The following is a 20,578-nucleotide window of genomic DNA, read 5'->3' as shown; positions in this document are numbered from 1 at the left end:
GGTGAGGGCCTACAGGGCGCCGGCGGCCCGGGCCGCGTAGACGCTGGGGTACAGGGGGCGGTAGCCGAGTTCCCGGCGGATGCGGTCGGTGGACACGATCACCAACCACGGGTCGGGGTCGGTGCGGGTGTAGAGCTCCTCGGGGATCTCGACGCCGTTGAGCTGGTGCAGCTCGACCGCCGTGACGGGGGCGTCGTCGGCGATGTTGTAGATCCGGCCGGCGATTCCCGGTGCGTGCAGGATGCGCAGCAGGCCCTGGGCGACGTCCGCGTGGTGGCCCATGTGCAGCCGCTGGGTCGCCGCCCAGTTCCCGGCCCACATCAGGGACTGGGCGAGATGCGGGTCGCCCTCGCCGTAGACGAAGGGGAGGCGGGCGACGCGCACATCCATGCCGTCCAACGCGAGCAGTTCCCGCTCTGCCGCGGCCTTCGACTCGGGGTAGGCGCCCCACATCGCGCCGCCGGGCCGGCTCTCGTCCTCCTCGGTCACCGGGCGGCCGCGCCCGACGCCGTACACCAGGCCCGTGCTGACCTGCACAAAGCGCTGTACGCCGGAGGCGAGCGCGGCCCGGCCCAGCTCGACTGCCGCGTCCCGGTTGACGGCCCGGGCCTCCTCGTCCGGCACCCCGCGGAAGGACGCGGCGACGTTCACGACCGCGTCGACGCCGGCCACTGCCTTGCCGAGCGCCTCGGAGTCCCGCAGGTCGCCGACGACGACCTCGGCGCCCAGCTCGGCGAACGGCTCCCCGCGGGCCTCGTCACGCACCAGAACCCGCACCCGCTCGCCGGCCCGGCTCTGGGCGATCAGCCTCGGCACGAAACGCCTTCCGACCTGTCCTGTCGTACCGGTCACCAATGTCAGCATGTTCTGCTCCTCTCGTCCCGGCCCAGCTTTCAACGGGGTTCTCGCATCCGGGAGAGACCTCCCGATCAGGGGATCGACAGTCCCTGGATAAGCCGGACGGCGTCCCGCAGGCTGGAGAGGTGAACCGAGCCGAACTCGCCGACTTCCTGCGCCGCGGCCGCGCCCGCCTGGACCCGTCCGACGTGGGCCTCGCGCCCGGCGCGCGCCGCCGTACGCCCGGCCTGCGCCGCGAGGAGGTGGCCCAGCTGGCCGGCATGTCCGTGGACTACTACACGCGGCTGGAACAGTCCCGGGGCCCGCACCCGTCCCGCCAGATGCTGACGGCACTGGCCCGCGCCCTGCGCCTGACGGACGACGAACGGGACCACCTGTTCCACCTGACGGGCGAGGAGCCGCCGCGCCGCGGGACGGCGTCCGCGCATGTACGGCCAGGCCTGCTGCTGGTCCTGGACCGGCTGCACGACACACCGGCGATGGTGGTCAGCGACTGTGGCGAGGCGCTGGCCCAGAACGCGATGTCGAGGGCGCTCAGCGGCGACGCGTTCGCCCGCCCGCCGCGCGAGCGCAATCTGATCCGGCGCTTCTTCCTGGACCCGGCGACACGGGAGCTGTTCCCGCCGGAGGATGTGGCGGAGCATGCCCGCTCCCATGTGGCCAACCTGCGGGCGGTGGCGGCGGCGCGTCCCGACGACCTGGAGCCGGCTGCGCTCGTGGCCGAACTACGGGCGGGGAGCGAGGAGTTCGCGCGACTGTGGGCCGAACACGAGGTGTCGGTCCGCCGCGCGACGACGAAACGCTTCCGGCACCCTCTGGTGGGTCTCCTGGAGCTGGACTGCGAGATCCTCCTGAACGAGGACGACCACCACCAGCTCGTCATCCACACGGCCCGTCCGGGCACGGAGTCCCATGAGCGGCTGCAGTTGCTGCGGGTGGTGGGCCTGCAGGACATGTCCCCGACCGCGGCGGACCGCGACGCCTGACGGGGTTTTCGCCCCCGCCGCCCCTACCCGTCCCGTCCCGGGGGCCAGCCCCCGGACCCCCGCTCCTCAAACGCCGGAGGGGCTGAATTTCGCCGGCCGGGGCTTGATCTTTCAGCCCGTCCGGCGTTTGAGGACGAGGAAAAGCTCAGAACCCCAGCTTCCGCAGCTGCCGAGGATCCCGCTGCCAGTCCTTGGCGACCTTGACGTGAAGGTCCAGGAACACCGGCGTACCCAACAGCGCCTCGATCTGCTTCCGCGACTTGATCCCGACCTGCTTCAGTCGCGCACCCTTCGGGCCGATGATGATGCCCTTCTGGCTCGGCCGCTCGATGTACACGAAGGCATGGATGTCGAGGAGCGGCTTGTCGGCAGGCCGGTCCTCCCGCGGAAGCATCTCCTCCACCACAACCGCGATGGAGTGCGGCAACTCGTCACGCACACCCTCCAGCGCCGCCTCCCGGATGAGCTCCGCGATCATGACCTGCTCGGGCTCGTCGGTGAGATCACCCTCGGGGTAGAGGGCGGGCCCCTCCGGCAGGAGCGGGACGATCAGGTCGGCCAGCAGGTCCACCTGTTTGTCGCCGACCGCCGACACCGGCACGATCTCCGCCCACTCGAAGCCCAGCTCCTTGCCGAGCTGGTCGATCGCGATGAGCTGCTCGGCGAGCGTCTTGCTGTCCACCAGGTCGGTCTTCGTGACGATCGCGATCTTCGGCGTCTTCTTGATCGACGCCAGTTCCTTCGCGATGAACCGGTCACCGGGACCGAGCTTCTCGTTCGCCGGCAGACAGAACCCGATCACGTCGACCTCGGCCCACGTCGTCCGTACGACGTCGTTGAGCCGCTCCCCCAGCAGCGTGCGCGGCTTGTGCAGCCCAGGGGTGTCGACCAGGATCAGCTGGGCGTCCTCCCGGTGCACGATCCCCCGCACCGTGTGCCGCGTCGTCTGCGGCTGGTCCGCGGTGATCGCCACCTTCTGGCCGACCAGAGCGTTCGTAAGAGTGGACTTGCCCGCGTTGGGACGGCCCACGAAGCAGGCGAAGCCGGCGCGGTGGGGTGCCGCGGACGACGCCGACGGCTCGGATGACTGACTGCGAACGCTCATGGCGCCCATTCTCCCTGATCCACAGACCCCTGCCGTACAAGCGCCCGAGCGCCGGCCACGCCGTGAGATTCCGGTAACCCACACGCAATGAAACCTCACGGAAACACACCCGTACGCATCCGGAAACGCACGGCGGTGAGCCTCTGACGAGCCCACATTCCGATGGAGACGACCGTGACCCTCGCCGCAGCGCAGATCAACGCGGGTGACACCGCCTGGCTGCTCGCCGCCACCGCCCTCGTCCTGCTGATGACCCCGGGCCTCGCCCTCTTCTACGGCGGCATGGTCCGCACGAAGAGCGTCCTCAACATGCTGATGATGAGCTTCGTGTCGATCGCCCTGGTCACGGTGGTGTGGCTGGCCGCCGGGTACTCGCTGGCCTTCGGCGACGACCTCGGCGGGGGCCTGATCGGCGACCTCGACCACGCCGGAATGGCGGGCCTCGGCCCGGACAGCGTCCACGGCACCGTCCCCACCCTCCTCTTCGCCACCTTCCAGCTCACCTTCGCGATCATCACGGCGGCCCTGATCAGCGGCGCGATCGCGGACCGCGTGAAGTTCGGGGCCTGGCTGGTCTTCGTGCCCGTCTGGGCGCTGCTCGTATACGTTCCCGTCACGCACTGGGTGTGGGGCCCCGGCGGCTGGATCGCGAACCGCCTCGGCGCCCTCGACTTCGCGGGCGGGCTCCCGGTGGAGATCACCTCCGGCGCCTCGGGCCTGGCCCTGTGCCTGGTCCTCGGCCCGCGGCTCGGCTTCAAGAAGGACGCGATGCGTCCGCACAACCTGCCCATGGTCATGCTGGGCGCGGGGCTGCTGTGGTTCGGCTGGTTCGGGTTCAACGCGGGCTCGGCGCTGGGCGCCAACGGGCTGGCCGCGGCCGCCTTCCTCAACACCCTCGCCGCCGGCTGCACCGGCCTGCTCGGCTGGCTCTTCGTCGAGCAGAAGCGCGACGGCCACCCGACGACCCTGGGCGCGGCCTCCGGCGCGGTCGCGGGTCTGGTCGCGATCACGCCCTCCTGCGGATCCGTCTCCCTGCTCGGCGCCCTCGTCGTCGGCCTCGCCGCCGGTGTCGTCTGCTCGTACGCCGTGAGCTGGAAATTCAAGCTCGACTACGACGACTCGCTCGACGTCGTCGGCGTCCACCTGGTCGGCGGCATCATCGGCACCCTCCTCATCGGCGTCTTCGCCGTACAGGAGATGACGGACGGCCCCGAGGGCCTCCTCTACGGCGGCGGGCTCGCCCAGCTCGGCAAACAGCTGGTGGCCGTGATCGCCGTGGCCGCGTATGCCTTCCTCGTCACGTACGGCATCGGCAAACTGATCGACAGGGCGATGGGCTTCCGTGCGAGTGAGGAACAGGAGCACACCGGCCTGGACCTTACGGTGCACGCCGAGACCGCATACGATCACGGCGTCCTGGGCCATGGCGCCCCGGTCAGCTCGTCCGTCGTCCCCTCCGCCCAGAAGGTCAAGAGCCAGGCATGAAGCTCATCACCGCCATCGTCAAGCCCTACCGCCTCGACGAGGTGAAGACCGCCCTCCAGGAGCTCGGCGTGCACGGCCTGACCGTGACCGAGGCCAGCGGGTACGGCCGGCAGCGCGGCCACACGGAGGTGTACCGCGGCGCCGAGTACCAGGTCGACCTCGTCCCCAAGGTCCGTATAGAGGTCGTCGTCGAGGACGCGGACTCGGACGCCGTGATCGACGCGATCGTCAAGGCCGCGCAGACGGGGAAGATCGGGGACGGGAAGGTGTGGGCGCTGCCGGTCGAGACGGTCGTACGGGTACGGACGGGAGAGCGCGGCCCCGACGCGCTCTGACGCCCAGGACCACTCCCACGACCACCGCCGCCAGCAGCATCAGCGTCACCACCCACGGCAGGGCGAAGAAGGACGCGCTCGCCGACTCCCGCGTGCCCGTCGCGCTCGCCGTCAACGTGACGTTGCCGGTGTTGTGCAGGGTGTAGGAGATCGTCGCCGTGCTGTCGCCGAGGCCGGGGACGAGTGGCTGGTGGTGGACGACATGGACGTTCTCGACGGCGATCGCGGGGAGGGTCGGGCCGCCGACGCGGAGATACACACGGGCGGCCACCGCCCGCTGCACACCGAGCGCGAGTGAACCGTCGCCCTTGTCGATCCGTTCGTCGAGCGCCACCAACGCGCCCGGATGGTCGCCCGGTTCGGCTCCCTGGGGCACATGCAGCGTGCAGGGGACGGCGACCCTGCCGTGCGGCGGGACGGTCACACGGGACTTCGCGGGCCTCGCCCAGGCTGCGTGAGAAGTCAATGGAGACGGCGGAACTGAACTGATGGACCGTCAGATTCACAGGATCGCGCACAGATCGCGCACAGATCGCGAACTGACGGTCCACCGCGTTCAGTTGGGAAGTGTCAGTCGAACACGAACGGTCCCGGTGACTGCGCCCCGGTCGCCGTACAGGTGATGGTGATACCGAAGACGGTCATCTGCAGCGAGCCGCCGTAGGCCTCCAGGCTGTCGCCGGAGGCGACGGTGCCGGAGAGCGGGCCGACGGTGACGGGGTCGCCGGCGGCCATCGCCGGGTTCTTGGTGCCGGTGAAGGCGGTGGTGCCGCCGCTCGCCTTGACCATGGTCAGCGTCGAGGAGATCGAGTCCTGCGACAGTGCGATCGGCGCGGTGATGGCGGACGACGTGACGGTGATGGTGGCCGCCGTACCGTCCTGGGTGGCCGTGAGCGTGGCCGCTCCGCCGCCGAAGCTTCCGCAGTCGGCGGTGATCGTCGCCGACTGCGGAGTGACGGCGAGGGCACTGGGCGCGAACGCGAGCGACACGGCCGCGAGGGCCCCTGCCGCCACTGCCGCACCGGTGCTTGTTCGTCTGGCTCTCATGGGGATCCGGCTCCCTTCCCGAAGCTGGGAACTGCCATGTGGGGATGGATGGGAATGGATGGGAGAGGTCCGGACGGGCCGTCGGCGGGCGTGGTGCGGGACGCGCGTCGTGGGGGGTGTGAATCTGACGGACCGTCGGAACTACCGGTTCCATTGATGCCCGTGAGATGAAGAAACAGCAAGGGTGAATTCCGGACCACTTGCGCTGCCGCTGCCGGATCACCCCTGCGACCGTCCGGTGACTCTCCGTACCGAACAGCCGTATGAAGAAAAGCCCTACGGCGTTGTCAGTACCGCGTCGTACTCTTGGAATCGCGAGGCCGCCCTCAGCTACGCGGCCGTGACGAGGAGGAATCGCAGGCCTACAGAGCCGGCCCATGACTCAGACACCCTCAGCTCACACCCGCGCGCAGGATCAGGCGAGAGCACAGTTCACCGTCCCCGCCCAGCACCCCATGGTGACCGTCCTGGGGTCCGGCGATTCCCTTCTGCGTGTGATCGAAAAGGCCTTCCCGGCAGCCGACATCCATGTCCGGGGCAATGAGATCAGCGCGGTCGGCGACCCGGCAGAGGTCGCCCTCATTTCGCGCGTGTTCGACGAGATGATGCTGGTGCTCCGCACCGGGCAGCCGATGACGGAGGACGCAGTGGAACGCTCGATCGCCATGCTGAAGGCGAGCGAGAACGGGACGAGCGACGGCCAGGAAACCCCGGCCGAGGTACTGACGCAGAACATCCTGTCCTCCCGCGGCCGCACCATCCGCCCCAAGACCCTCAACCAGAAGCGGTACGTCGACGCGATCGACAAGCACACGATCGTCTTCGGCATCGGCCCGGCGGGTACTGGAAAGACCTACCTCGCCATGGCCAAGGCCGTGCAGGCCCTCCAGTCCAAGCAGGTCAACCGCATCATCCTGACCCGGCCGGCGGTCGAGGCGGGCGAGCGGCTGGGCTTCCTCCCCGGCACGCTCTACGAGAAGATCGACCCGTATCTGCGCCCGCTGTACGACGCGCTGCACGACATGCTGGACCCGGACTCGATTCCGAGGCTGATGGCGGCGGGGACCATCGAGGTGGCGCCCCTGGCGTATATGCGTGGGCGTTCGTTGAACGACGCCTTCATCATCCTGGACGAGGCCCAGAACACCTCGCCCGAGCAGATGAAGATGTTCCTCACCCGTCTCGGCTTCGACTCGAAGATCGTGGTCACCGGTGACGTGACGCAGGTCGACCTGCCGAACGGCACCAAGTCGGGTCTGCGTCAGGTGCAGGACATCCTCGAAGGCCTCGACGACGTCCACTTCTCCCGTCTCACGTCCCACGATGTCGTACGGCACAAGCTCGTCGGCCGTATCGTCGACGCGTACGAGAAGTACGACAGCCAGCACGGCACCGAGAACGGCACCCACAAGGGCGGCCGGGGCAGGCAGTCCGGGCACAAGGGGAAGTAGACACAGCGGCACCATGTCGATCGACGTCAACAACGAGTCCGGAACCGAGGTCGACGAGCAGGCGATCCTCGACATCGCCCGCTACGCGCTCGCGCGGATGCGCATCCACCCGCTCTCCGAGCTCTCGGTGATCGTCGTGGACGCCGACGCCATGGAGCAGTTGCACATCCAGTGGATGGACCTGCCGGGGCCGACGGACGTCATGTCCTTCCCGATGGACGAGCTGCGTCCGCCGTCGAAGGACGACGACGAGCCCCCGCAGGGCCTCCTCGGCGACATCGTGCTCTGCCCGGAGGTCGCCAAGAAGCAGGGCGAGGAAGCGCACACCCAGCACTCCATGGACGAGGAGCTCCAGCTCCTCACCGTCCATGGAGTGCTGCATCTCCTCGGGTACGACCACGAGGAGCCCGACGAGAAGGCCGAGATGTTCGGTCTGCAGGCGGCCATCGTGGACGGCTGGCGCGCGGAGAAGGGCCTGACCGGGCCGTCCCCGGCGCCGACCGTCTCATGAGTCCGCAGATCGTCGCGGGCGCCATCGCCCTGGTCGTCGTCGCGTGGCTCGCCGCCTGTGCGGAGGCGGGCCTCGCGCGTGTCTCCAGCTTCCGCGCCGAGGAGGCCGTGCGCTCCGGGCGGCGCGGCAGCGCGAAGCTCGCGCAGATCGCCGCCGACCCGACCCGCTATCTCAATGTGGCGCTGCTGGTCCGGGTCGCCTGCGAGATGGCGGCCGCGGCCCTGGTGACGTACGCCTGTCTGCAGGAGTTCTCCGGCACCACGCGTGCGCTGCTGGTCGCGATCGGCGTGATGGTCCTCGTGTCGTACGTCGCCGTCGGTGTCTCGCCGCGCACCATCGGCCGTCAGCATCCGCTCAACACGGCGACGGCGGCGGCGTATGTGCTGCTGCCGCTGGCGCGGATCATGGGGCCGATCCCGTCCCTGCTGATCCTCATCGGCAATGCGCTGACGCCCGGCAAGGGCTTCCGGCGCGGCCCGTTCGCGTCCGAGGCGGAGCTGCGGGCGCTGGTCGACCTGGCCGAGGCGGAGTCGCTGATCGAGGACGACGAACGCCGCATGGTGCATTCGGTCTTCGAGCTCGGCGACACCCTCGTGAGGGAGGTCATGGTCCCGCGGACCGACCTGGTCGTGATCGAGCGGTACAAGACGATCCGGCAGGCCCTGACGCTCGCCCTGCGCTCGGGTTTCTCGCGCATCCCGGTCGCCGGGGAGAGCGAGGACGACATCGTCGGGATCGTGTATCTGAAGGACCTGGCGCGCAAGACGCACATCAGCCGGGACGCCGAGAGCGAGCTGGTGTCGACGGCCATGCGGCCCGCCGCCTTCGTACCCGACACCAAGAACGCCGGTGACCTGCTGCGCGAGATGCAGCAGGACCGCAACCACGTGGCCGTCGTGATCGACGAGTACGGCGGCACGGCCGGCATCGTCACCATCGAGGACATCCTCGAGGAGATCGTCGGAGAGATCACCGACGAGTACGACCGTGAGCTGCCGCCGGTCGAGGACCTCGGCGAGGACCGCTACCGGGTCACCGCCCGCCTCGACATCACCGACCTCGGCGAGCTGTACGGGCTCGACGAGTACGACGACGAGGACGTGGAGACGGTGGGCGGACTGCTCGCCAAGGCGCTGGGTCGCGTGCCCATCGCCGGCGCGTCGAGCGTCGTGGAACTTCCGGACGGGCGGCAACTCCGCCTGACCGCGGAGGCGGCCGCCGGTCGCCGGAACAAGATCGTGACCGTGCTGGTGGAGCCGGTGGGCCCCGCCGATCCGCCCGAGGAAGAGGCGAAGGACGAATGACCCCTGAGGAGTTGCGCGGCTTCTGTCTGTCCTTCAACGCGACGGTGGAGGACTTCCCGTTCAACCCGGAGACCTCGGTCTTCAAGGTGCTCGGCAAGCTCTTCGCGCTCACGAACCTCGGTGGCCGCCCCCTCACGGTCAACCTCAAGTGCGACCCGGAGGACGCGATCCGGCTCCGTACCGAGTACGAGGGCCTGATCATCCCCGGCTACCACATGAACAAGCGCCACTGGAACACCGTCACGGTCGACGGCGAACTCCCTGACCGGCTGGTCCGGGAGCTCATCGAGGACTCGTACGACCTGGTGGTGGCCGGACTGCCGCGCGCCGAGCGCCTCCGCCTCGACCGCTCCTGAACGCCGCCCGTGGCCGGATGGCCACGGTGCCGGTCCGTATGCTCGGCTCATGACCGACAGCAGCGCGCTTGACGCCGAGGACCGCAAGATCGTCACCCTGGCCCGTTCCGCGCGGGCTCGCAACGGTGTGCCCGAGGGGGCTGCCGTACGGGACGAGACGGGCCGTACGTATGTCGCAGGGACGGTCGACCTGGCGTCGCTGAAGCTGAGTGCGCTGCAGACGGCGGTGGCCATGGCGGTGGCGTCCGGGGCGAAGTCCCTGGAGGCGGCGGCCGTGGTGACGGAGGCGGAGTCGGCATCGGCCGAGGACCGGGCGGCGGTACGGGATCTGGGCGGGGCCGGGACGCCGGTGCTGGTGGCCGGGCCGGACGGCACCGTCCGTGGCACGGTGACGGCGGGCTGACGAGGTCCGGACGGTCCGCTCTCAGCCCAGTCTGCCGAACCCGATCGTCGGCACGGCCCGCCGCAGCGGCCACGGTCTGGCCGCCTCCTCGGGCACCAGGCTCTCCAGGAACGCATACCGATGCAGAGCGGCCGGATCCTGTCCCTCCACCGACTGCACCCGGCGCCACCAGGCCCCGATCTCGGACCACCCCGGCGCCGACAGGGAACCCCCGAATTCCTGGACGGACAGCGCGGCCGTCAGCCCCGCGAACGCCAGCCGGTCCGCCAGCGGCCAGTCCGCGAGCGTGCCGGTGACGAAACCGGCGACGAACACATCGCCCGCGCCGGTCGGGTCCAGGGCCTCCACGGCGATGGCGGGGACCTCGGCCGTCTCTCCGGTGCGTCGGTCGACGGCGTACGCCCCCTCCGCGCCGAGGGTGACCACCGCGAGCGGTACGTGCTCGGTGAGGGCGTGGGCGGCGGCGCGCGGAGTCGCGGCGCCCGTGTACCGCATCGCCTCCTCCGCGTTCGGCAGGAAGGCCTCGCAGTGTTCGAGGTCGGGCAGGCCCGCCAGGTCCCAGGCGCCGGTGTCGTCCCAGCCGACGTCGGCGAAGATGCGGGTGCCGCGGTGCGCGGCCTGGGCGATCCAGGGGGCGCGCTTGCCGGGGGTGAGGGAGGCGATGGCGGCACGCGCGGGAGGCGGGCAGTCGGCGGGGCCCCCTTGGTTGAACACGGCCTCGGGGGGCGGCTCATGGCCGTGGGAGACCATGGTGCGCTCCCCTTCGTACGCCATCGACACGGTGACCGACGAATGCCAGCCGGGAACCGTGCACGATGTCGACAGATCGATGCCCTCGCCCTGCTCCAGGGCGTCCCAGCAGTACTCCCCGTAGTGGTCGTCGCCGAAGGCCGCCGCGAGGGACGTCCTCAGGCCCAGGCGGGCCAGTGCGGTGGCCATGTTGGCGACACCGCCGGGGCTCGACCCCATCCCGCGCGCCCAGGACTCGGTCCCGCGCACCGGGGCGGAGTCGAGCCCGGTGAAGATGATGTCGAGGAAGACGGTGCCGGTCAGGTACACGTCGCAGGGGGGATCGTCCGGCGTGCGCAGCGCGGCCAGGGGGTCGACCTGGGCCTGGCACTCCGGTCCCTCTGTGATGGGCAGTGGCCCCTTCCCGTTGGACGCGCTCACGGTGCACTCCCTGACATGGTGCGGATCAGGCCAGTGTGCACCACCCCACTGACAACGCGCCGCCGCTCACGCCGCAGGCACCGGGCGCGTCAGACCACCTCCGGCTCTTCAGCCCGTCCGGCGTTTGAGGACGAGGCCGTTCAGGCCGATCGGGGGTCCAGGCCGATCGGGGGTCCAGGGGGCGGAGCCCCCTGGCGGCGCTACCAGCGAGGCACGCTCGGCGTGACCCACCCCGGCTCGGCGACCCGCATCGCCGCCGCATCGTCACGCTCACGCAGCGCACCATCGTCATCCAGCCACCGCCGATGCAGGAACTGCAACTTCTCGCGGTCGAGTTCAACGCCGAGACCCGGCGCGTCGGACACGGCGACCCTGCCGCCCTCGAAGGTCAGCCGCCGGGTGAGCACGTCCTCCGACTGCCAGGGATAGTGGGAGTCACAGGCATGCTGGAGATTCGGCACGGTCGACGCGACATGCGTCATCGCGGCCAGGCTGATCCCCAGGTGCGTGTTGGAGTGCATGGACACCCCGACCCCGAACGTGCGGCAGATGGCGGCGAGTTGCCGGGTGTTCCGCAGACCGCCCCAGTAATGGTGATCGGAGAGCACCACCTGTACGGCGTCCCGGCTGAACGCCTCCTTGATCTCGGCGAAGGTGGTCACACACATGTTGGTGGCGAGCGGCACCCCGGTGCCGGCGGACACCTCGGCCATGGCGGAGACCCCGAGCGCCGGGTCCTCCAGGTATTCGAGGACGCCCCCCAGTTCCTTCGCCACCTTCAGCGAAGTCTCCACGGACCAGGCACCGTTGGGGTCGAGCCGCAGAGGATGCCCGGGGAAGGCGTCCGCCAGGGCGCGCACCGCGGCGATCTCCTCGTCCGGCGGAAAGACCCCGCCCTTGAGCTTGAACGACGTGAACCCGTACCGCTCCTTGAACAGCCGCGCCTGCTCCACGACCCCCGCCGGGTCGACCGCGGCCCCCCAGTCGTCCTTCTCGCAGGCCACGCCCTCGGGATGGTCGGCCCACCTGTAGAACAGGTACGCGCTGTACTCGACCGCGTCCCGCACCTTGCCCCCGAGCAGCGCATGCACGGGCAGGCCGAGCGCCTTGCCGAGGGCGTCGAGGCAGGCGACCTCGAAGCCGGAGACGACGGACAGCCGCAGCTTGTCGGCGGTCTGGACACCGCGCAGTCCGCCGACGTCGACCTGGCCGGAGACCCGGGAGTCATCGACGGAGACCTCATCGGCAATCACGAACAGGCCGTTCAGATCACTGACTTGACGGCCCTTCAGCTTCTCGGCGAAGGGCCGGGCCGGCTCCAGGTACTTGGTGTCGCCGTACGTCTCGCCGACTCCCGTGACCCCGTCGGCCGTCACCACCTCCACGATGAGCCGCGGGGTGTACGGCTGATGCACGCCCTGCGTGTTGAGGAGAGGCGGGTCGGCGACCAGGATCGGCGTCAGCCGCACATCCGCAATCGTGAGGTTCACCCTCGCCCATCTCCCTATGTAGACACCATCCACGTATAAAGATGGAGGTTAGATACACGAACACCGAGCGTCAATGAGGCGGCCGCACCCGATTACGATCGGCTCATGTCGGAGACGGGGAGCGAGACCGGGGGCGTCCGCGAGGTGAAGTCCGCCGCGCGGACGGTCGAGCTGCTGGAACTGCTCGCCGTACGCGGCGACCGTCCGGCGCGACTCCAGGAGCTGGCGGACGAGCTCGGCGTGCCACGCAGCTCGATGTACGCACTGCTGCAGACGCTGATCAGCCGGGGCTGGGTACGCACGGACATCACCGGCTCGCTCTACGGCATCGGCATCCACGCCCTGCTCACCGGCACCAGCTACCTCGATTCCGACCCGCGGGTGCGCGTCGTACGGCCGTATCTCGACGAGGCCTCCGAGGCGCTCGGCGAGACGATCCACATGGGGCGGCTCGACGGCCGCGACGTGGCGTACCTCGCGACCCGGGAGTCGCACGAGTATCTGCGGACCATCAGCCGGGTGGGGCGGCGGCTGCCGGCCCACGTGGGCGCCCTGGGCAAGGCGCTGCTGGCCGAACGGCCCGACGAGGAGCTGCCCGAGGGGCCGTACGAGGCACTCACGCCGAACACGCACACCAGCCGTGAGTCACTGGCGGCGGACCTCGCGGCGGTCCGCACCCGCGGCTACTCGGTCGACCGCGAGGAGGGCGTGGCCGGAATCGTCGGTTTCGGCTTCGCGCTGCACTACGAGACCCCCGCGCAGGACGCGATCAGCTGCTCGGTGCCGGTGGCTCGGCTCACGCCGGAGCACGAGGAGCGGATCGTCTCGGTGATGCGGGAGATCAGGGCGAAGGCGGAGGCGGCGGCGCGGGGTGCCGGCGGCGCCGTTCACTGGCGTTAGCCCGTAGATCCACGGCAGTTGGGGCGCTCGTCTACCCGACCTTCCTCACCCCAAACGCAACGTGTGCCACATCACACGCCCCCGCCTTCTTTCCCGAACCGAGTGCTTGATACAAATTCTCCGCGCGTTCCTGTCCGTCGACGGTCGTCGCCCAACCCCTTCTTGAGCCGCTTCTTTCGCATGCCCTGGGAACGCCCGTGTTCGCCCCTCGCACCACCCCCTGGCCCCTCGTCGCCCTTTTCACGGCCGGGTACCTCGCTCCGTATCTGCTGCCGACCACCGTCGGACGGCTGGATTCGGGGCTTGCGCTCACCGCCACCGAGGCGGGGGCCATCGGCAGTGCGCTGCTGCTGAGTTCGGCCGCGGCCGGCTTTCTGCTCGCCTCACGCGTGGACCGCGTCGGCCCGCGCACACTCGCCCGCATCGGCCTCGCCCTCGCGGTCTTCGGCTACGGCGGTGCCGCGCTCACCAGTGCCGTCCCGGCCGTCGTCGCGGGCGCGCTGGTCGGCGGTTTCGGGTCCGGTACGGCCACCACGGTCGCCGCCACCGGGATCGCCGCCCAGCGGGATCCGCACCGTACGACCACGCTGGGCCTGCTCGGTGTCTCCGCGCTCGCGGGCGCCGTGTATCTGGCCGTCCCCCACCTGGGCGCGGGCCACGGGCAGCCCCTCGCCGCGATCGCGCTCACCGCGCTCGCCGTCTGGCCGCTCACCGGCCGGCTCCCGGTCCGTACGGCGGCCTCGCACAGCCCTCTCGACGGCAGCCGCCTCCCCCACCTGCGTTCCGGCCTGGTCCTCGCCGTCGTCATGTTCTGCTGGTCGCTCGTGCAGAACGCACTGTGGGGCGTCAGCGGCCGTATCGGTCTGGCCCAGGCGCACCTGCCGGAGGCCACCGTCGGCCTGGTCTTCGCGGTGGCGCTCGGCGCGGGGCTGCTGGGGGTCGTCGGCGCGGGAGCGGTCGGGCCGCGGCTCGGCCGGGCGCTGCCCATCGGGGCCGGAACGGCGCTGATCTCCGGCTGCATCGTGCTCAGCGCGTCCGCGACCGACCTGAGGTCCTTCGCCGGCGGTGAGATCGCCTGGAACGTGCTCTACCCGATCGTCCTGTCGTACGTGATCGGACTGGCGGCCTCGCTGGACCCACGCGGGCGCTGGGCGGTGCTTGTCGGGTCGACGTCCTCGCTGGGGACGGCCGCGGGGCCGCTGACCGGGAGCGTACTGGCGGCGCAGGCCGGGTTCCCGGTCATGGGTGCGGTGCTGGCAGCTGGGCTGCTGGCGATCGCGGTGCCGCTGACGGCAGTTGCACTGCGGGCGGGCAGGCGGCCCCTCCCGGTCGTCGAGATCACCGTCGAGGCCCCGGCCGTCCCGGCACAGCGCGCCTACGACAAGGCGGGCATCGCGCCCCGTTAGGGGCGCGGGGAACTGCGCGACCAGCCCCCACCGGCCCGCAGCTAAGAAAACTCGTACGCCTCCACCTCGGCGAGATACCGCGCCCGCCGCTCCTCGTCGTCCTCCAGGAAAGACGCGAGGAAGGAGTTGCGGGCCAACTCCCGGAGCCTGTCCTCGTTCAGGCCCAGCGCCGAGCGCACCGCGTCGAAGTTGTCGCCCGCATAGCCGCCGAAGTAGGCGGGGTCGTCGGAGTTCACCGTGCACACCAACCCCGCGTCCAGCATGGCCGGGAGCGGGTGGTCGGCGAGGGTGTCGACCGTGCGGAGGCGGACATTGGACAACGGGCACAGAGTCAGCGGGATGCGCTCCCGGACCAGCCGCTCGACCAGCTCGGGGGATTCCATGCACCTGAGCCCATGGTCCACCCGCTCGACGCCGAGCACGTCCAGCGCCTCCGTGATGTACTCAGGCGGCCCCTCCTCCCCCGCGTGCGCGACGCGCCGCAGACCGAGCGACGCGGCGGCCTCGTACACCTCGCGGAACTTCACCGGCGGGTGCCCGACCTCGGCCGAGTCGAGGCCGACACCCGTGATCCGGTCCAGGTACGGCTTCGCGGCCTCCAGGGTCTCGAGCGCCGACTCTGCGGACTCGTCGCGCAGGAAGCACAGGATGAGCCGCGTCGAGACGCCGTGGTTCTGCTCACTGCTCCCCAGTGCCCGCCACAGCCCCTCGACGACCGTGCCCATGGGGATCCCGCGCGCGATGTGCGCCTGCGGGTCGAAGAAGATCTCCGCGTGCCGCACGCCCTGCGCGGCGGCGCGGGCGAGGTAGGCGTTCGCGAGGTCCTCGAAGTCCCGCTCGGTGCGCAGGACGGCCATGAGCTCGTAGTACAGGTTCAGGAAGGACTGGAGGTCCTGGAAGTCGTACGCCTTGCCGAGCTCGTCGCTGTCGGCGTACGGCAGCTCGACGCCGTTGCGGGCGGCCAGCTCGAAGGCCAGCTCCGGCTCCAGGGTGCCTTCGATGTGGAGGTGCAGTTCTGCTTTGGGGAGGGGCATCGCAGCATCGTACGGGTGCTTTACCGCCGTTTCGGAACCGGCACCCGGAGAAGATCGTGCGCGACCGTCAGCTCGCCCTCGAAGCCCGCCGCCCGTGCCTGCCGCTCGAACTCGTCGGGGTCGCTGTAGCGCTGGCTGAAGTGCGTGAGGACCAGATGCCGTACGCCCGCTTCCCGCGCGACCGCCGCCGCCTGGCCCGCGGTGAGGTGGCCGTGCTCGACCGCGAGGTCGGTGTCCTCGTCGAGGAATGTCGACTCGATGACGAGCATGTCGCAGCCCTCGGCGAGCGCGTGCACGCCGTCGCACAGGCGGGTGTCCATGACGAACGCGAACCGCTGCCCGCGGCGCACCTCGCTGACGTCCTCCAGGGACACCCCGTCGATGGCGCCCTCCCGCTGGATACGGCCGACATCGGGGCCCTTGACGCCGTGCGCGGCAAGGCGGTCGGGGAGCATCCGGCGGCCGTCGGGCTCGATCAGCCGGTAGCCGTAGGACTCGACGGGGTGCGAGAGCCTGACGGCTTCGAGGGTGTACGAGGGCGTGACGGCCGCGGGGCCGTCCGTGTCGACCGGGGCCTGGGTGAGCGCGACCGTCTCCCGGTAGGCGGTCGCATACCGCAAGCGGTCGAAGAAGCGCTGGCCGGAGCGCGGGTAGTGCGCGGTGATCTCGTGCGGGACCTTGTCGAGGTTGATGCGCTGGATGACGCCTGCCAGGCCCAGCGAGTGGTCGCCGTGGAAGTGTGTGACGCAGATCCGGTTCAGGTCGTGCGCGGCGACCCCGGCCCGCAGCATCTGGCGCTGCGTGCCCTCGCCGGGGTCGAAGAGGATGCCCTCGCCGTCCCAGCGCAGCAGATAGCCGTTGTGGTTGCGGTGCCGGGTGGGGACCTGGCTGGCGGTGCCGAGGACCACCAATTCACGTACGGACATTGCGAGTTATCCGGGGGGCCACTGCATGCCGCGGCCGCCGAGGACATGCGCATGGGCGTGCCAGACGGTCTGGCCGGCGCCGGCGCCCGTGTTGAAGACGATGCGGTAGCTCTCCAGCTTGTCCTCGTCGGCGACCGACTGGGCCTCCCGCAGGACGTCCGCGGCGAGCACCGGTTCGGCGGCGGCGAGCTCGGCCGCGTTCTTGTAGTGCGCCTTGGGGATCACCAGGACGTGGGTGGGTGCCTGGGGGTTGATGTCCCGGAAGGCGACGGTGGTTTCCGTTTCGCGGACGATCGTCGCCGGGACGTGCCCAGCGATGATCTTGCAGAACAGGCAGTCGTCCTGCGGCTCCCCTGGCATGTTCCCTCCGGGGGTTGGGCGGCGTGGTTTACGGGGGGCATCGTATCGTCGTCGGGTGCGGGATCGTCGTGGCTGGTCGCTCCCCCACTCTCGGCTCCGCTCGAGCGGGGGGACCCCCATCGCGGCGGAGCCGCAAGTCGACACAGCGCCGCGCCCCTTAAGTCGGCAGACTCGGCGGTGTTTTTGCCGGGCTGCCCTCCAGCGCCTCCAGCGCGATCCGCACCGCCTCGTCCAGCTGGACGTCCCTGCCCGCCGCGTAGTCCTGCGGCCGCTGGACCACCTCCACGTCCGGGTCCACACCGCGGTTCTCCACGCCCCAGCCGTAACCCTCCAGCCAGATCGCGTACTTGGGCTGGGTGATCAGTGTGCCGTCGACCAGGTGGTAGCGGCTGTCGATGCCTATGACGCCGCCCCAGGTCCGGGTGCCGACGACCGGGCCGATGCCGAGTGCCTTGATGGCCGCGTTGACGATGTCGCCGTCGGAGCCGGACCACTCGTCGGCGACGGCGACGACCGGGCCGCGCGGGGCGTCCTCGGGGTAGCTGTAGGGCCGCATGCCGCGTGGCAGGCCCCAGCCGACGATCCTGCGGGCCAGTTTCTCGACGACCAGTTGGGAGGTGTGCCCGCCGGCGTTCTCACGGACGTCCACGACAAGGCCCTCCCTGGCCACCTCGACGCGCAGGTCGCGGTGGATCTGGGCCCAGCCGGGGGCCTGCATGTCGGGGATGTGGAGGTAGCCGAGGCGGCCGCCGGACCGTTCGTGGACGTAGGCACGGCGGTCGGCGACCCAGGCGTGGTAGCGCAGCGGCACCTCGTCCGCGACCGGTACGACGACCACATGCCGTACGTCGCCGCCGCCGGCCGGTGAGATCGTCAGCTCGACCGGTTTGCCCGCCGTACCGATCAGGAGCGGGCCGGGGCCGGTCACCGGGTCGACCGGGTGTCCGGCGACCGAGACGATCGCGTCGCCCGCGCGGACCGCGACGCCGGGTGCGGCGAGCGGGGAGCGGGCGTCGGGGTCGGAGGTCTCCGCGGGCAGGACCCGGTCGATGCGCCAACTGCCGTCCTCGTGGCGGGAGATGTCGGCGCCGAGGAGTCCCTGACGGGCGCCGTTGCCGTGGCCGCCGCGGGGCTGGACGTATGCGTGCGAGGTGCCGAGCTCGCCCTGCACCTCCCACAGCAGGTCGACGAGGTCGCTGTGGGTGGCGATGCGGTCGAGGACGGGGCGGTAGCGGTCGAGGACGCCGTCCCAGTCGACGCCGCCCATGTCGGGGCGCCAGAAGTGGTCCCGCATGATGCGGCCCGTCTCCTCGTACATCTGCCGCCACTCGGCCGCCGGGTCGACGGTCTGCCGGACGCGGGTGAGGTCGACGGTGACGTTCGTGTCGCTGTCCTCGTCGTTCGAGGCGCGCCGGTCGCTGGGGACGACCTTGAGCCGGCCGTCGGTCCGCAGCAGGACCCGCTTGCCGTCGCCGCTGACCTCGAAGGCGTCGGCGTCGCCCGTGAGGTACTCGATGCGCTGCTGGACGAGGTCGTAGCGCTCCAGCTCGGTCTTGGGCTCGGGGGCGTCGGGGGTGGCACGGGAGGCGCCGAGTTCGCCGCGCACCGGGTGGCGCAGCCACAGCACGCCGTCCTTCGCGGCGCGCAGGGTGCTGTAGCGGGCGGCCTCGACGGGGAAGGGCACGATGCGGTCGGCGAGACCTTCGAGGTCGATACGGGTGGTGGGGGTGCCCTCGCTGTCGGGTGTCTCGTCCTTGTCGGGGGCGTCGAAGGGGCGTCCGTGCCGCTGCGGGCCGAAGGGCGAGGGCGTGGTCGCCGCCAGGGTGATCAGATACGGGCGGGCGCCGGCCACGAAGGCCAGGTCGAAGACGTGCTCGTCGTAGACCGGGTCGAAGGAGCGGCTGGAGAGGAAGGCGAGGTGCTTGCCGTCGAGGGTGAAGGCGGGGTCGTAGTCGCCGAAGCGCAGAGGTGTCGCCTCGGTGACCGACAGGTCGGTGGTGTTGGCGAGCCTGAGCTGGCGCAGCGGACGCGGGCCCGGGTGGGACCAGGCGAGCCACGCCGAGTCGGGTGAGAAGACCAGCCCGGACACTTCGCCGTCCTCACTCCGGTCCACCTCGCGCACCTCGCCCGACTCGCGTTCGACGAGCAGCAGCCGTCCGTCGTGCGAGGCGACCGCGGTGCGGCTGCCGTCGGGGGCCACGGCGAGCTCCAGGACACGGCCGAGCCGGCCCCCGGCGAGCCTGCGCGGGGTGGCGCCGGGCGCGAGGCCGGTCGACGGGGCGAACTCCAGGGCGTCGTCGCCCTCGGCGTCCGTCACCCACACCACCCACTCCTCGCCCTCGACGCGGAAGGTGCGCGGCAGCCGGGCCCGTACGCCGGGTTCGGCGGCCAGCGCACGGGCCGGACCGGACCGGTGGGTGACCCAGTGGACGGCACCGCGGACGCAGACCGCGCTGCCGCGTGCGGTGCGGTCGGGGGCGGCGGAGCCGAACCAGCGGGCGGCGTTCACCGGGAACGGCTGCAGGTCGACGCGCGGCCCGCCGAGCCGGATGTCCAGGCGGCGCGGTTCGGCTCCGTCGAGGTCGTCGAGCAGCCACAGTTCACCGGCGGCGGCGTAGCTGACGCGGGTGCCGTCGCCGGCGGCCTGGCGGGCGTAGAAGCCGTCCAGGGGTGTGTGGCGGCGCAGATCGGCGCCGTCGGCGAGGGAGGAGTACAGCGCACCGGTGCCCTCGTGGTCGGACAGGAACGCGATCCGCTCCCCCACCCACACCGGGTGCTCGATGTTCCCGTCCAGCTCCTCGTGCAGCCGTACGAAGTCCCCTGCCCCTTCGGCCCCCTGGGCGCCAAGGTCGATCCACAGCTTGCCCGCCGTACCGCCCCGGTACCGCTTCCACCAGGCGGCCTCGGACTGCATCGGCGCGGTCTGCAGCACCGTGTGCGGGCCGTACGCGACGCCGCCCACGGGGCCGTACGGCAGGGTGGTGGCCGGTCCGCCGTCGAGCGGGACGGCGCGTGCCCAGGTCCTGCGCGAGCTCGCCTGGCCCTGGGAACTGGTCACCAGGACCTGCCCGTCCGGGGTCCAGCCGCGCACCCTGGCGCCCCAACTCCCCCAGTACGTCAGCCGCCTGGCCCGCCCTCCGTCGACCGGCGCGACATGCACCTCGGGGGCTCCGTCGCGGTGGGAGGTCCAGGCGACGGTCGTGCCGTCGGGTGAGATACGGGGCTGGGCCACCGGCACGTTGTCCGCGCTCACCCGCCACGCCCAGCCGCCGTCGAGAGGCGCCAGCCATACGTCGTCCTCGGCGACGAAGGCCACCAACTCGCCGTGCACATGCGGGAATCGGAGATAGGCAGAGGTTGCGGCGGATGGAGCGGATGCCTTCGATGCGGGCTGAGTCACCCGATCACCTTAGGCAAGGGCGTTACCCGCAGCCAGGGCTTTCGACAGCTT

19 protein-coding genes and 1 pseudogene are annotated in these 20,578 nt (G+C 70.8%); 10 read left to right on the top strand and 10 right to left on the bottom strand.

The genetic code is table 11. The features are described from left to right. Window positions 1-9 precede the first annotated feature (9 nt). Entirely contained in the window at window positions 10-864 is an 855-nt protein-coding gene (locus P2Q00_RS24895; protein ID WP_275774919.1) for an NAD-dependent epimerase/dehydratase family protein, read from the bottom strand. Between the two features lie 119 nt (window positions 865-983). Between P2Q00_RS24895 and P2Q00_RS24890 the strand changes: the two genes are divergently transcribed. Then, window positions 984-1,844, top strand: coding sequence for a helix-turn-helix transcriptional regulator (locus P2Q00_RS24890; RefSeq protein WP_275774917.1), 861 nt, complete (start codon window positions 984-986; stop codon window positions 1,842-1,844). Window positions 1,845-1,989: 145 nt separating this feature from the next. Here P2Q00_RS24890 and era read toward each other — a convergent pair whose 3' ends face one another. After that, window positions 1,990-2,958 carry a GTPase Era gene (gene era / locus P2Q00_RS24885; protein WP_275774915.1) on the bottom strand — a complete coding sequence of 323 codons (969 nt, stop codon included), beginning with the start codon at window positions 2,956-2,958 and terminating at the stop codon, window positions 1,990-1,992. A gap of 153 nt (window positions 2,959-3,111) precedes the next feature. On the opposite strand from era, the gene P2Q00_RS24880 reads away from it, so the two are divergent. Together P2Q00_RS24880 and P2Q00_RS24875 are read left to right on the top strand one after the other, a co-directional pair. Further along, on the top strand, window positions 3,112-4,434 hold the full coding sequence (locus tag P2Q00_RS24880; RefSeq protein WP_275774913.1) for an ammonium transporter: 1,323 nt from the start codon (window positions 3,112-3,114) through the stop codon (window positions 4,432-4,434). After that, window positions 4,431-4,769, top strand: a complete 339-nt coding sequence (locus P2Q00_RS24875; protein ID WP_133926381.1) for a P-II family nitrogen regulator — start codon at window positions 4,431-4,433, stop codon at window positions 4,767-4,769. The genes P2Q00_RS24880 and P2Q00_RS24875 overlap by 4 nt, the downstream gene beginning before the upstream one ends. Here the strand turns inward: P2Q00_RS24875 and P2Q00_RS24870 are convergent. Together P2Q00_RS24870 and P2Q00_RS24865 are read right to left on the bottom strand one after the other, a co-directional pair. Further along, a pseudogene (locus P2Q00_RS24870) lies at window positions 4,663-5,220 on the bottom strand (DUF916 domain-containing protein); the annotation flags it as partial. The gene P2Q00_RS24875 and the pseudogene P2Q00_RS24870 sit on opposite strands and share 107 nt — an antisense overlap. Before the next feature lie 119 nt (window positions 5,221-5,339). Continuing rightward, window positions 5,340-5,816, bottom strand: coding sequence for a hypothetical protein (locus P2Q00_RS24865; protein WP_275774910.1), 477 nt, complete (start codon window positions 5,814-5,816; stop codon window positions 5,340-5,342). 377 nt (window positions 5,817-6,193) lie between these two features. Between P2Q00_RS24865 and P2Q00_RS24860 the strand changes: the two genes are divergently transcribed. Genes P2Q00_RS24860 through P2Q00_RS24840 form a run of 5 tightly spaced genes read left to right on the top strand, consistent with a single transcriptional unit; the run spans window position 6,194 to window position 9,841 of the window. Continuing rightward, window positions 6,194-7,267, top strand: a complete 1,074-nt coding sequence (locus P2Q00_RS24860; RefSeq protein WP_275774908.1) for a PhoH family protein — start codon at window positions 6,194-6,196, stop codon at window positions 7,265-7,267. A gap of 13 nt (window positions 7,268-7,280) precedes the next feature. After that, on the top strand, window positions 7,281-7,778 hold the full coding sequence (ybeY, locus tag P2Q00_RS24855; protein ID WP_030934120.1) for an rRNA maturation RNase YbeY: 498 nt from the start codon (window positions 7,281-7,283) through the stop codon (window positions 7,776-7,778). Next, window positions 7,775-9,082 carry a hemolysin family protein gene (locus P2Q00_RS24850; RefSeq protein WP_275774905.1) on the top strand — a complete coding sequence of 436 codons (1,308 nt, stop codon included), beginning with the start codon at window positions 7,775-7,777 and terminating at the stop codon, window positions 9,080-9,082. Before ybeY ends, P2Q00_RS24850 begins: the two co-directional genes overlap by 4 nt. Beyond that, entirely contained in the window at window positions 9,079-9,438 is a 360-nt protein-coding gene (locus P2Q00_RS24845) for an MmcQ/YjbR family DNA-binding protein (protein WP_275774904.1), read from the top strand. Before P2Q00_RS24850 ends, P2Q00_RS24845 begins: the two co-directional genes overlap by 4 nt. 49 nt (window positions 9,439-9,487) lie before the next feature. Further along, window positions 9,488-9,841 carry a cytidine deaminase-like protein gene (locus P2Q00_RS24840; protein ID WP_275774903.1) on the top strand — a complete coding sequence of 118 codons (354 nt, stop codon included), beginning with the start codon at window positions 9,488-9,490 and terminating at the stop codon, window positions 9,839-9,841. Window positions 9,842-9,862: 21 nt separating this feature from the next. On the opposite strand, the gene P2Q00_RS24835 is transcribed toward P2Q00_RS24840, so the two are convergent. Both P2Q00_RS24835 and P2Q00_RS24830 read right to left on the bottom strand, forming a co-directional pair. Further along, complete coding sequence (locus tag P2Q00_RS24835) at window positions 9,863-11,011, bottom strand: carbohydrate kinase family protein (protein ID WP_275774902.1); 1,149 nt, start codon at window positions 11,009-11,011, stop codon at window positions 9,863-9,865. 200 nt (window positions 11,012-11,211) lie between these two features. Then, entirely contained in the window at window positions 11,212-12,501 is a 1,290-nt protein-coding gene (locus tag P2Q00_RS24830; protein WP_275774901.1) for a glucarate dehydratase family protein, read from the bottom strand. A 105-nt stretch (window positions 12,502-12,606) separates the two neighbouring features. On the opposite strand from P2Q00_RS24830, the gene P2Q00_RS24825 reads away from it, so the two are divergent. Beyond that, window positions 12,607-13,401, top strand: a complete 795-nt coding sequence (locus P2Q00_RS24825) for an IclR family transcriptional regulator (protein WP_275774900.1) — start codon at window positions 12,607-12,609, stop codon at window positions 13,399-13,401. A gap of 197 nt (window positions 13,402-13,598) precedes the next feature. Next, entirely contained in the window at window positions 13,599-14,807 is a 1,209-nt protein-coding gene (locus tag P2Q00_RS24820; protein ID WP_275774899.1) for an MFS transporter, read from the top strand. 41 nt (window positions 14,808-14,848) lie between these two features. On the opposite strand, the gene P2Q00_RS24815 is transcribed toward P2Q00_RS24820, so the two are convergent. The 4 genes from P2Q00_RS24815 to P2Q00_RS24800 form a co-directional block, all read right to left on the bottom strand. Beyond that, window positions 14,849-15,841 (bottom strand): adenosine deaminase, encoded by a 993-nt coding sequence (locus P2Q00_RS24815; protein ID WP_275774898.1) that lies wholly within the window; start codon window positions 15,839-15,841, stop codon window positions 14,849-14,851. Between the two features lie 20 nt (window positions 15,842-15,861). Next, window positions 15,862-16,767 carry a ribonuclease Z gene (locus tag P2Q00_RS24810; protein WP_275774897.1) on the bottom strand — a complete coding sequence of 302 codons (906 nt, stop codon included), beginning with the start codon at window positions 16,765-16,767 and terminating at the stop codon, window positions 15,862-15,864. 6 nt (window positions 16,768-16,773) lie between these two features. Beyond that, window positions 16,774-17,127 carry a histidine triad nucleotide-binding protein gene (locus P2Q00_RS24805; RefSeq protein ID WP_275774896.1) on the bottom strand — a complete coding sequence of 118 codons (354 nt, stop codon included), beginning with the start codon at window positions 17,125-17,127 and terminating at the stop codon, window positions 16,774-16,776. Between the two features lie 157 nt (window positions 17,128-17,284). Continuing rightward, window positions 17,285-20,527: a S41 family peptidase gene (locus tag P2Q00_RS24800; protein ID WP_275774895.1), complete on the bottom strand. Its 3,243-nt coding sequence runs from the start codon at window positions 20,525-20,527 to the stop codon at window positions 17,285-17,287. Window positions 20,528-20,578 lie beyond the last annotated feature (51 nt).

This window comes from Streptomyces coacervatus, assembly GCF_029223485.1.
Lineage (GTDB): Bacteria > Actinomycetota > Actinomycetes > Streptomycetales > Streptomycetaceae > Streptomyces > Streptomyces coacervatus.
This window is presented reverse-complemented; position numbering and strand designations above follow the sequence as displayed.